Origin of the sequence: Dictyobacter vulcani (genome assembly GCF_008974265.1) — a bacterium.
Taxonomy (GTDB): domain Bacteria; phylum Chloroflexota; class Ktedonobacteria; order Ktedonobacterales; family Ktedonobacteraceae; genus Dictyobacter; species Dictyobacter vulcani.
Genome location: NZ_BKZW01000002.1, coordinates 487,846 through 501,913, shown reverse-complemented (window position 1 = coordinate 501,913; position 14,068 = coordinate 487,846). Strand labels below are relative to the sequence as shown.

Genomic DNA, 14,068 nt, shown 5'->3' with positions numbered 1-14,068 from the left:
ATGACTCCTCGCTTATGCAAATGTTTTCCAGAACATCTTTTTGCCAGTATTCATAGGTTGAATCTCCTGCGTCTCTGGTTTCGGTGTGACCGGGATGGTCTGCCCGCATCCCAGAGCTCGTTTCTGTAAGGTCGGCGGCGGTAACGGGTGCCGGCGCACGGTCCGACCCCTTCCCTCTTCCCACCCTTCGAGGATCACGTGCACATTCGTTCCCCCGTCCGCAAAGCTATTGATCGCCGCCACCGCCGGCGCCGCCGTCCAGTTCGTCAGCGTGCGACTGAACGTCATCTGCGCTGCCTCCCGATCGAAATGCCGCATCTCCTGCCCCCCGACAAAAACGGCACCTGCTGGCGCTGCTGCAACATCAGCACCACTTTGATCAAGCTCGCAATCCCTTCGGCACACAGCGGATGGCCGATATTGGGCTTGATGGATCCCAGCCCCAATGGCCGCATCCCACATCCCCCATATACCGCCTGGATCGCCTTGAGCTCGATCAGATCGGTCACCATCGATCCTGAGCCGTTGGCTTCCACATAGCTGATCTCCTCCGCCCGTTTGCCACTGCGCGCCAGCGCGGTCTGCATGACCTCTTTTTGGGCCTGCAGGTTCGGCGTGGCCGGACCTGCTGTCCGTCCATCATTATTGACGGCCGTCGCCTTAATCACCGCATAGATGCGATCGCCATCCTGCTGGGCCTGCCGCACCGTCTTCACCAGCACCATGCCGACCCCTTCCCCCAGCACGATCCCATCGGCCCGCTCGTCAAAAAGGTGGAAGGCAGCCGTCTTGCAGAGCAGACCGCGCTGCTGGAAGAGGCGATGGGTCGCCTCGGTTGGCAAGACACTCACGCCTCCGACCACCGCCGCTTCGATCTCGCCACTGCGCAAGGCCTGGATCGCCATGTTCAAGCCCACCAGGGCCGAGGAACAGGCGGTATCCACGACCACACTGGGACCGCGTACATCGAAAAAGCGTGACAGATTCGCCGCTAAGTAGTTTTGTCCCACAGCGACGATGGGATTCCTGGCCTCGCGCAGGCGCGCATCACCCGGCTGATGCTGGCTCCGGCCGCCCAGATAGATCCCGATCGCCTGGCCTTTGATCTCCTCGTGCCGGTAGCCGGCGTGATACCACAACTTGAGGCACTCTTCTAACACCAGCAAGGCCTGGGGATCCATCGCCTGCACGTCCTCGTCCGCGAGCAGGAAAAAGGCGGGATCAAACGTGGTCAGGGTCTCCAGCAGGCCCGCATAGTAGGGGGTGGACACGCCCCAACGCTCCGGCGGCACGCTCCCAATGGCGCTGCGGCCGCTCGCGAGCAACTCCCAATAGCGCTCCAGCGTCTCGGCACCGGGAAAGCGGCAGGAGAGACCGACTACCGCGATATCTTCTGTCACGGGCATGGCGGGCCGGTCCACAGGCCTCGCGACCTGCCCCACGACGGATGGGGGGGGTGGCGGCACGGGACGCTCGACGGCCACCGGAGGGTCGACGGCGTCGTTGCCCGTGCTGACGCCAGGGGTCGCCACCGGGCTCGGCGACGCAGCAGGCGCCAGCAACGCCGCCAGCGCGTCGGCATGCGTTGCCAGCAGCCAGCTCGCGAAGCCAGCGATGCTTGGATATTCATACAGAATCGACGGATCAAGCGTGACCATCAGCTGCTGGTTGATACGCTGGACGATCTGCGCCAGGATAATCGAGTCCACCCCATATTCCTGCACCGGTTCATCCAGCTCCAGGTGGGCCGGCTCAATCCTCAGTTCTGCGGAAAACAGGGTGCGTAACCAGGTGTGCGTCGCCGCCACCAGGTCCTCGGCACGGGGAGCCGCCACCGGGGTCTCCCCCCCAGGCGCGACCCGACGAGGCGCGCGGGCAGGAGCGCTGGGCGCGCGCAGCCAGGTCTCAGGCTGCCACTGCGCCAGATCCACTACCGCCGGCAACACCACCGCGTGCTGACGCTCACCCAGCAGCTGGTCCAGCAACCGCAGGCCTTCCGCGTTCGTGAGACTCTGCAGTCCCGTCTCGCGATAGGCTCGATTGGTCACTTCTCCCATGCCCGCCTCTTTCCAGTTCGGCCACTGGAGGCTCACCAGCGGTCCGTCCTGCTGATGGGCGGCGGCAAAGTAGTCCAGATACGCATTGGCCATCGCGTAGTCCGCTTGTCCGCTGGCAAGCACCGGGATCGTCCCGGAGACCGAGGAGAAAAGGACCCAGAAACGCAGCGGCTCCCGGCGCAGGTGCTGATAGAGCGTGGTGAGCCCCGCGACCTTGGGCTCCAGCACCGCCTGCAGCTGCGCCGGGTCTTTGCGCACAAAGGCCAGGGTGTCAGTATCGATCAGCCCGGCACAGTGGAGCACGCCCCAATCGGTCCCAAGGTGCTGTGAATGGCGTCCAGACTCTGCTGGACCGCCGTCGCGTCCGACAGGCGCAGCGCCAGCACCTGGACCTGCACGCCCTCTGCTTCCAGGCGCTGCACCAGGCGGATCTTCGCGGCCAGCGCGGAGTCTTGCTGACCCACCTGCTTCCACTGCGCCCGCTCCGGCCAGGGCTCGCGGCCCGTGAGCACCAGCCGCTTCACGCCATAGTGGCGCACCATATGCTGCGCACAGAGCGCGCCCAGCCCACGGGTGCCCCCGGTAATCAGGAGCACGTGCTCGGCGGGAAAGGCCACCGGCGCACTCGGCCGATCCGCGATCAGATCAGGGCTCGGGACCAGGTGGGCCCGATAGCGCTGGCCCGCGCGATAACACACCTCAAGGGCGTCGCTCTCGGCACAGAACTCCGCGACGATCTGCGCCGCCAGCTCCGCCTCGGGCCGGCTGGCGTCCCCATCCATATGCCGGGCCCGCAGCTGATGATATTCATGGGACAGCATGCGGTAGAGCCCCGCCCGGGTGGCCCCGGTCAGGTTGCTGGTTGTCGAACCGAACGACTCCAACCCTCGGGTCACGCCCAGCAGCAGCAGGCGTCCTTTCTCCCCCTGCGTAATCAGCTGTTGCAGCCACACCAGCCAGCCGCTGCCGCGCTCCGGCTCGTAGCCACAGCCCACCAGATCAATCACACCATCCAGGCGCGTCCAGTCACCAGCTCGCGCGGAGCGGTCCGGGTGATCCAGGCACGTCACATCCACCAGCTCGGCGTGCGGCATCAACGCCGCGACCGCCGCCGCCAGCGACGCCGTCTCTGTCGTGGTCAGCAGGGCCACGGTACGGGTCTGCGCCGTTCCCTCCCGTGGGACAGCGGGACAGAGCTCCCACTGTTTCGTCAGCAGCCGGGTGACCCGGGACGCCGTGTCCTCGTCGTGGGCCGCCGGACGCGGTGGACGGTCCGGCGCAGGCGGGGGAGCATCGGGAAGCCAGTACGTGTCGCGGGCGAACGGATAGGTTGGCAGGCTGATGCGGCGAGGACGATCCTCACCGTAGAGCCGGGTCCAATCGATAGGCAGGCCTTTCACCCATAACTCTGCGATATTTTTGCTTTTCTTTTTTTCAATCCATGTCTGGAGCAATGATTTTGCATCATCATCGGTTTCAAAGACTCTGACCTCGCCTTTGCTCTCTTTAACCTGTGCGGAAAAAATGCCGGCCGCCGAACTACCTTTCACATAATCATCTAATCCCTGTAGCAGCTTTTCACGCGAATCCGCAACAAAAGCCATACGGTAATCCATCGCTTCGCGGCCGATCTGAAGCGTGTAGGCCATATCCATCAAATTGAGGTCCCGATGTGCTTCAATGAAGCTTTTCATTTCCTGGACATAGGCTTTTAGCTGCTCCTTTTTCCTGGCGGATAGCACAAATAGTACTGGTTGGGCGACATCTTTTCGAACTGATGCTTCTCCTGATATACACTTGCCAGGCAGATATTCTTCAAGCACCATATGGGCATTTGTCCCACTATATCCAAAAGAACTGAGGCACGCCCGGCGAGGCATTCCCGGGATTGCATCCCATTGCTTGAATTCGGTGTTCACATAAAATGGAGAATCAGCAAAATTAAAATGTTCGTTGGGCGTTTTGAAATGCAGTGTGGGAACCAGCTTTTCATGTTGCATGCACAATAATACTTTTTGCAGGCCTGCAATGCCCGCGGCAGCCGATGTATGACCGATGTTACTCTTCACCGAGCCTATCGCACAATAATTCTTTTTACTGGTTTTTTTCTTAAATACGGTTGCTAACGCTTCTAGTTCAACAGGGTCTCCTTGCTTGGTGCCAGTGCCATGCATTTCAACATAACCAATACTTTGTGGCTGGATATTGTATTTTTCGTATACCTCTCGTTCCAACTCCATTTGACTATTGACGCTGGGCGCGGTAATCCCATTCGTCCTGCCATCCTGGTTAATACCTGAGCCAATAATGACGCCGTAAATGTGGTCGCCATCGGCCTCTGCATCTTTCAACCTCTTTAAAATGACTGCTCCAGCTCCTTCGCCGGGCACAAAACCATTGGCGCTGTTATCAAACGTTTTACATTGACCATCTGGCGATAACATTCCTGCAGTACACATGCTCATATATGAATCTGGTGTCAGGTATAAAGTTATGCCCCCAACCAATGCCATATCAATTTCCTGGTTTAACAAGGCCTGGCATGCTAAGTGCGTTCCGACTAAAGATGAAGAACATGCTGTATCAATAGCAATGGCAGGCCCTTTTAAGTTGAGATAGTAGGGGATACGAGCTGCCGCGATGGAAAAACTATTACCAGTTGCGCTTGTGTTCACCTGATTTTGATGCAGCATAACGGCATATTCATTATTCATAATACCCAGGTAGACGCCACATTTTTTATTACTGAGTGAACGATAGTTATAGCCTGCATCCTCGAATGCCTTGTATCCTTCTTGTAAGAAGATACGATGCTGAGGATCCATAACTTCAGCTTCCGACGGGGATATATTAAAAAACAAGGGATCGAAGCGCTCAATATCTTCTAATACCCCCATTGACTTACAATATATTTTCCCTTTCTGGTGCAGTCTCGGATCATAGTAGCGGTTTACATCCCAACGAGATTTGGGAATTTCACGCACAGAGGTCCTGGCATGAGCAAGATTATCCCAATACTGGTTTAAGTCAGGTGCACCAGGATACCTCCCGGACATGCCCACAATCGCTATGCCATCTCTGCCCTGGGGAATCGCTGTGCTAGAAGCAATTTCTTCTTTTCTTACTGGTTGTTTTACCTGCCCTGCTTGTTCTGCTGACGATGATTGTTGTACTGCCGGCAAAATGGGGTCTGCGGCCGCGCTGGACTCTGCCTTCATCGGTTGTTCTACAGCTAGTTGTTGCACTGCCCTGGAAGATTTTACCGCTCCTGCGGGCTTGATCGCGACACTCACCACCGGATGCTCAGCACGTTGTTTACCCAATTCTCTGGACAGATAATCGGCAAAGTCCTGGATCGTTGGATAATCGTAGACTTTCGTCACCGCGATCGAGGTACCATAGTGCTTATTAATGGTTTTGATCCATTCAAGGCCGGTGATCGAGTCCATGCCGATATCGACAAACGCTTCATCGACCGCTACATCGTGCTGGTCCATATACAGGACTTCTGCCAGGCTGGCTCGCAAATCCTCTTGCAGGACCTCCCGGGAAACGGACGCTGGCACTGGCGGCACAGTTGAGGTGGCTGCGATCTGTACCGTTTGAGCCTCTTCTCCATGAGCAGTCAACGAGACTTGAATTTCTTCTCCGTGCTTCCTCGATGGGACCGACTCATCATCTAAAGAACGCAAAGCAATCCTGGTTGGCTTTTCCAACACGACTGGCATCGGTGCCAGCGAACTCGTTGTTCCTGCGGGCTTGATCTTGATACTCACCACCGGATGCTCAGCACGTTGTTTGCCCAATTCCCTGGACAGATAATCGGCAAAGTGCTGGATCGTTGGATAATCGTAGACTTTCGTCACCGCGATCGAGGTACCATAGTGCTTATTAATGGTTTTGATCCATTCAAGGCCAGTGATCGAGTCCATGCCGATATCGACAAACGCTTCATCGACCGCTACATCGTGCTGGTCCATATACAGGACTTCTGCCAGGCTGGCTCGCAAATCCTCTTGCAGGACCTCCCGGGAAACGGACGCTGGCACCGGCGGCACAGTTGAGGTGGCTGCGATCTGTACCATTTGAGCCTCTTCCAGGTAGACGTTCGAAAAGATCTGTTCATCGTCCAGAGGACGCAAAGCAATCCTGGTGGGTTTTTCCTTTACCTCTGCAACCACCGATAGTTCATCTACGACAGAGGGGAATGCCTTTACGTTCGCCACAACCAGTGGTAGAGATACTACTGGTTGGTTCTCCCCTGCATTCACAGCGACCACTGTCTCCATCACTGGAGATTGTATGGCAATGGCAGCTTCTCGGCTGATCGTAGCAATGTTGCTCCCTGTTTCTATCCAATAGCGTCGCGGGCAAACGGGTAGGCCGGCAGACTGAGACGCCGGGGGCGCGCCTCACCGTAGAGCCGGGTCCAGTCGATATGCAGGCCTTTGACCCACAGATCCGCCAATCTGGTATACTTCCGCTTGCGGATCCAGACATCGATAGTCTGCCCCATATCTTCATCCGCAAGGAAAGCGGCAAGTATGTCCTTGTACTGCTTGATCTGCCCTCGGTAGAGATTTTCGATGCTCTCTTTGCCTGCAATAAATGCTTTCAGCTTCTCTTCAAGTCCTGCGAGACTTTCAACCAGTAAAGCCAGGCGCTCTTCCATGGCTTCGCGCCCGACCTGGAGCGTGTAAGCAATGCGACTCAGATCCTTCTCAACGTACTTGCCTTCATGGAGCGCTACCAGTAATTGTTCCGCTCGTTTCTGGAGCTGCTCGGCATTCCTGGCTGATAATACGATGAGGACGGGCTCGTTACGCGTGGGACTAAACTGACGAACATCGTTCTCAATCTCTGCATTCGATCGGTATTCCTCGATCACAATATGAGCATTTCCTCCACCAGCCCCAAAGGAAGAAATACCCGCGATTCGGGGCCTTTCTCTCATTTCCCCGTCAATTTCGACGAGAGGCCGTTTCCATTCTCCACGCTCTTGCTGCACCTTAAAGGGGGTGTTCACAAAATCAATATGCGGATTCAAGACGCTGGAGTGCAGGGAAGGCGCTAATTGGCCATATTTGAGTTGCAACAATACTTTTGTTATTCCAGCGATACCTGCGGCGCTCTCGCAATGACCAATATTGGATTTAGCCGATCCAATCGCGCAGTATTGCTTATCATGCGTATCCTCAGCAAAGGCTTTTGATAAACCCGTTATTTCAATAGGATCGCCCAGCGAGGTTCCGGTTCCATGGGCTTCTATATAGCTGACTTCTCTAGGATGCACCTTCGCTGCTTTTAGCGCTCGCTTGACTACGTCGGCTTGAGCATTGGGATTAGGCACGGAGTATCCATTTGTTTTCCCCCCATGATTGATGGCTGTCCCTTTAATGATGCCATAAATCTGGTCGCCAGCCTCGATCGCTTTCGACAGGGGCTTCAACAAGAGAGCACCAACACCTTCACCAGGCACATATCCATCGCCTCCCTGGCCAAAGCTTTCACAGCGCCCCTTGCTCGATACAAAATTACCCTGTCCTAGCATCAGGTACTTATTGGGGTGGATTGAGACATTGACGCCACCGGCAATCGCCACCTCACATTCTCCGTTCCGCAGGCTCTGGCATGCCAGGTGAATCGCGGTCAGGGAAGAGGAACACATCGTATCCAGAGCCATACTGGGGCCATGGAAATTAAAGAAGTAGGATACCCGATTGGCGATCGAGGATGGATTTCCAGCCAGTGCCAGCGCTCTGCCCAGGGCCTGCTCCTGTGCACCATACAACTGATATTCTTCATACATCACTCCAACATAGACGCCAACGTTACCTCCCAGGTCAAAACCTTTTTGCAGGGTGATATTGTCTCTTGTATATCCTGCATCCTCTAGCGTTTCATACACACATTGCAAAAATAAACGTTCCTGGGGGTCCATCAATTTCGCTTCTCGTGGCGAAATATGAAAGAAGTGCGGATCGAATTTGTCTACATCCGCAATAAAACCACCCCATTTGCTATAGGTTTTACCCGGCTTGCTCTTCTCTTCGTCGAAATACAAACTATGATCCCAGCGCTCTGCTGGAATTTCTATGATGCTGTCTTTGCCGTCCCGCAAGTTTTTCCAGAATTCCAGGATATTCTCTGCCTGGGGATATCGCCCCGCTACCCCGATAATCGCAATGCCTGCATCCAGTCTCTCTTTAGGAACTTCCAGCACTTGAGCAGGCAGGGCCCCAGGACGAAAGTGTTTGCGGCTATTCGCTACCAGCTCTAGGGGTTCAATTTCATGAGCAGTTGTTGCGCTTGCTTCTCCTCTGGTCGTGGCTGCCACTTCTTCCTGAATGCCGAGCACTTCTGTCAGTTTGGCAGAGTGCGCTTCAAGGAAATATGCAGTTAAGGCCCTGATATCCTGATACTCAAAAAACAGGGTCTTCGATAATGATCCAAATACTTTTTCCAACTGGTTATTCAGATGCATAATCATAATCGAATCAATCCCGTAGTTCTCCATCGGGGCATCAGCTTCTATACGCTCTGCTGGCAACTTGATGGTGGAGGAAAGCAGGTTTTTAAAGTAGTTTTCGGCTCGTTCCTGGAGCTCATTCTCAGCTGGCTTCTGTAACACTTCACCACTCGGCAGTTGCGCGGCTCGCCAACCATCACTTTGTGTGGATGGATGAGTCGTCATCTGTCTAAGAAAGGCACGAATCTGTGTGACAATGCCTTCTACTACCATCACTTGTGTCTTGCCTGAAGACCATCCTTGATACAGGGCACGCATACCGCTTGCTAATGTCATGGGTATCATGCCGGTATCGCGTGTCAGCATCTTTTCAGTCTCGGCATCGACATGCATGCCACCATCTTTCCACAAAGGCCAGCTGATAGAAAGTGTTCGACCATGCCGCTGGTTCAACTGTACCTGGCTATTGCGCTGTTCACTGTAGGCATTCATAAAAGCATTGGCCATCGCGTAGTCCGCCTGCCCTGCGCTACCTACCGTTCCAGCTCCGGATGAAAAGAGCAGGAAGAAGTCGAGCAATATATCCTTGCTGGCTTCATCCAGATTGACCAATCCCACTACTTTGGGGGCCAGCACTGCCTGTACTTCTGCACGGTTCTTTTTAAGAATAAAATTATCTTTAATGATGCCTGCACTATGGATAATACCGTTAAGAACACCATACTCCTGCTGTATATCTTTGATCAGGTCGTATACAGCCTCTTTTTGCGTCATATCAGTTTGCCGATAAGACACCCTCGCACCTGACATTGCTAATTTTTGAAGCTGGTCTTGCTTGATGGTGTCCAGTGGAGATCGGCCTGTGAGGATTACGATGGCGTTCCTGACTTTATGCGCGATTTCTCTGGCAAATAGCAACCCGAGGCCGCCTGCACCGCCGCTAATAAGATAGATGCCGTTGTCTTTCCATGGCATGCTCGCTTGAGCCGGCACGAGGTCAAATTCTTTCCACTCAGCAACATATCGTTTGTTATCCCAGTAGCGTATATGCTTATCCTCTGGGTACAGCCTGTTCTCTTGCAACCTGTCTCTGATTTCAGTAACTGTACTATCTGGTTGCACTTCAATCAACTGGCCAATCAGATTCGGGTTCTCTAATTGCGCAGTCTTCAGCAAGGCACTGAGCCCGCTTAAAAGCTGCGGTTCCTTCTGTGAGGGAACCACTATCTGTACCAGTATATTCCCCCTGGACCTGGTCTGGAAGATACGTTGAATTTCTTCAAATGCCTGCACTGCATAGCCACTAAAACGCTCGTCTATCGTAGCTCCTGTGGACTGTAATGTCAGACATTTCATCGTCGTTGCTAGTTTATCTATTGCTATTTCATCCAGGGCACAGATGATAACTTCACTGGCTCTATCGTCGTTCTGCTTACTAATCCTTGTAGCAATCTTTTCGTTCCAGATCGGTTCCAGTAACAGGGTGCCGATTACTGCCGAGCTACCGGTGAGATCTCGTCCACTGTCCATAGCTCTGGATGAGAAACCTCTCATTTTTACGCAGATGTGGCCCTGCTCATCACATAGGTCGAAGTCCAATTTCCGTAACTGATCCTCTGGGGTGCTACCTTCGCTATATCGTATATACACCCACATCGAGGGCGTGCATGGACCCAAAATTTCTATGTCCTGTAATGCAAATGGCAACATGGGTTGGCTTTCAGCCAGGATCGAATCTTTCACACCCAGTTCCAGACCGATAGACGCCTGTAATGCCGAATCCAGCATGCTCGGATGCAGTACATAGTGGTCCTGAGTATGGGAGATGGTAACCGGTAGTGACAATCTAGCCAATACCTGATCGTTTCCTGCGTATACTTTTTCGATGCCTCGATGGGCTACGCCATACGTTATCCCCAGCTTTTCATAGACGTCATAACATTGCGCTGGTGAAAAAACATGCTGGTGGCAAGATGTTTGTAAGGCTTGAATATTCAACGTCGCAGCATCTGCCAATGCACAGAGTTCTGCACTCCCTTGCACATAGATGATAGCTTCTTCTGCTCTGCCTTCCGTCTCGCTATACATTTCGTACGCGATCTCTCCGTTGTCTTCGGGGGAAAGTCTGATGTACAGTTGTGCTTTCTGATCTGCGACGACGAAAGGACGGACCCAGACAGTATTCTTGAGTCGAACGCTTACCTGCAACCGTTTCACGACTGCGTTTTCTATCGCAGCGCGCACCATTTCAAGGGAAGCGACCCCGGGTAAAACGTGCTGGCCCGCGATGATATGGTCCGTCAGAAAAAACTCCTGACCGGTAAAGGTTGAGCTAAAGCGCAGTCCTGTGATGTCGGAAACATTCTGATGCAACAACGGATGAATAACCTCGGTAACAACCGACTTTGCTCGCTGAATATGGGGGCCAGCGGCCGACTCTGGTACCCAGTAACGTTCGCGCGCGAATGGATACGTGGGTAGACTCAGGCGTTGAGGCCGGATGTCCCCGTAGAGGTCATTCCAGTCGATCACCGTCCCGTGCGCCCAGGCTTGCGCCAGCTGGGTGCAGTCTCCCTTCTCTCTCCATGCACGCACCGCCGCCTGCGCTTCCCTACTCCCCCGACTGGCTTCACTCCCCTTTTTGCTACTCTTGACGTGTCCACGCCAGTATCCTTCCCCGTCTTCTTGCTCCGCCTCAAACGCGGCCAGCCGGGCTTGTAACTCCTCAATGCTGTTGACGACAAACACGACCCGCTCTTCCATCGCTTCCCGCCCCACCTGCAAGGTATAGGCCAGGTCCACCATTGACAGCTCCTCCTGCAACACGGCTGCCAGGTTCTTGACGGCGACCTGCAGCCGCTCCGTCGTGCGGGCAGACAACGGCACAATCACGGGCATGGGCACTGCGGTCATGGCCGGCCGTGCCCGGGAACTGTATTCTTCCAGGATGAGGTGGGCGTTTGAGCCGGTCGCGCCAAGCGAACTCAAGCCCGCCCGGCGTGGATACCGCACCTCGACGCCATCTTCGAGCAGGACCGGTTGCGGCCAGGCTTCGGTGACGCCTTGGACGTAAAATGGCGATTGGGATAGGTTCAGATGGGGATTGAGTTGCTCGGCGTGCAGGGAAGGCACGAGCGTGCGATGGTAGAGTTGCAGCGCAACCTTGGTCAAACCACTGATACCGGCGGCGGATTCAGCATGCCCGATGTTCGATTTGACGGACCCGATGGCGCAGAACTGCTGCTCCTGCGTGCTGTGCTGAAACGCTTTGACGAGCCCCTGGATCTCGATGGGATCCCCCAATGAGGTGCCGGTCCCGTGGGCTTCAACATAGCTAATGGTCCGGGGATGGATCCCGGTCTTCGTCAGACACTGCTCAATAGCATCCGCCTGCGCGACGGGACTGGGCACGGAGATCCCACTCACCATGCCAACATGGTTGATCGCGCTGCCTTTGATGACGGCATAGATCCGGTCCCCATCCAGTTCCGCCTGCTGCAGCGGCTTGAGCAACACGGCGCCGATGCCTTCAGCCGAGACATAGCCATCGCCTCCCTGCCCAAAGGTGTGACAGTAGCCGTCGCTGGAGTGCATGTCCCAGATTCCATAGGTTACATATTTGTGAGGATGCAGGGACAGGTTGACGCCTCCGGCTAACGCAACACCACACTCACCACGACGAATGCTTTCGAGGGCCAGATGCACGGCGGTTAATGAGGAGGAACACACGGTATCGATCGCCATGCTGGGTCCATGGAAGTTACAGTGATAGGAGACCCGGTTGGCTATCTGCGCATAATTCAATGATAATGGTATGAGGTGACCCTGTGCGGCAGCGTCAGCTCCCAGCAGGGTGTAATCCTTGTGCATCACCCCGACAAAGACGCCCACCGCATGCCGCTGATGGCGACCCTCCGGAGCAACCAGGGAGTTGGGGGTGTAGCCTGCATCTTCGATCGTTTCCCAGCACGTTTGCAGGAATAAACGCTCCTGGGGATCCATGCTTTCCGCTTCTCGCGGCGAGATGCGAAAGAACTGGGGATCAAAGCAATCGGGATCGTCGATAAAGCCGCCCCAACGCGACAGGTTCTTGCCCGAAGGTGAGGTGATCCCCTCGAATTGCCGCCAATCCCAGCGGGAGGCGGGAATTTCGCTGATACAGTCTTTGCCTTCGGTCAGGTTGCGCCAGAATGCCTGAATGGTCGCGGCCTGGGGATAACGACCAGCCATACCGATGATGGCGATATCGTCTCCCTCACCGGCCCGGGAACCACCCGCGGACGGCTCGTGCCTGGTCTCAGCAAGGATGGCTGGCGCTCCCGCCACTGAGGATGCGCGAGACGGAGCCTGGTCCTGTGGCTGTCCACTGAGAGCGGTCGGGGAAAAGGCTGCAGCATAGTGCTCAGCCAGAAAGGTGGCGAGTTCCGCAATGGTGGTGTATTCAAACAACAGAATGGGCGATAGGCTGACACCAATCCGGGTCTCAATGGCCTGCACCACCTCCAGCAGCCGACGGGAATCCAGCCCCATTTGATAATAGCCAATATCCGTTTCAATCTGCTCTTTCGGCACGTTGAGTCGGTGCGCTAACGCCTGCCGCAGAAAATCTTCAACCTCGTCGTACGCGCTCGCGCGGTCCATGGCTGGCGCTACGGTTGGCAACGCCTCAGGTGCAATGGTCGGCGTCGCGGCACGCGTGGGATCAATGAGCTCGGCTCCCCGCACGAGTTTACTGGCGAAGTTCTTCAATTCGGCGACTTTGTGGCCCAGCGTCGTCAAAAAATTCCAGCGTCAGATAGATCAGCTCTTTTTCCAGGCGCACCGAGGCGCGTTGAATACGCGTGAAGCAGTGCGTTTGCAGCAGTGCTGAGGCACAAAAGGACTCGTAGAATAGCGGGAGATACAGCTTCTGCTCTGCATTGAGCAACTCCGTGACTAACCAGCCGGACCCGACACCACTCCCGTCGATCAGTGCCGGATGAAACATAAAGTGCTCCGCCTGCGACAAACCAGCCGAACCCGGCGCGAGATCGATCACGATACCAGTCTCGGTCTCATAGAGTTGCCCTTCAGCCTTCATCAGGCCGGTATGGACCAGTTCCTGACGCCGACGCTGGTCGTACAGTTCGCTTAGATCAACTATGTCTTTTACGCCTTGCTGGAGTTGATCTAACGCAAGAGACTCTTCAAAGACCACGGTTTCTCTTGTATGCATCTCAGCCTTCACATACAGCTTCGCATCTGGGGTCGGGATGCCATCATGTAATTCGTGACCTTCTATGGTAATCTGCCAGCGTCCTTCTTTGCTCTCTAAGCACTGGATGGTGAGTTTTACGCCAGACGCCTTCCCCAGGGTCAACGGACTATATATTGACAGATTACGCAATTGAAGATTCGCATAAGCATAACCATGTTCTCTGAAAATCTGATAAACCATATCAATATAAGACAATCCAGGCAACACTTCTTGTGCATATACCACATGGTTATGTATGATCGGGTTTTTCCGCGATAAGGTGATGTGCTTTATTATATTTTTCAC

The 14,068-nt window shown here is 54.9% G+C and carries 1 pseudogene; it reads right to left on the bottom strand.

Annotated features, from left to right (window positions below):
* Window positions 1-12: 12 nt before the first annotated feature.
* Window positions 13-14,068, bottom strand: a pseudogene (locus tag KDW_RS36060) (SDR family NAD(P)-dependent oxidoreductase).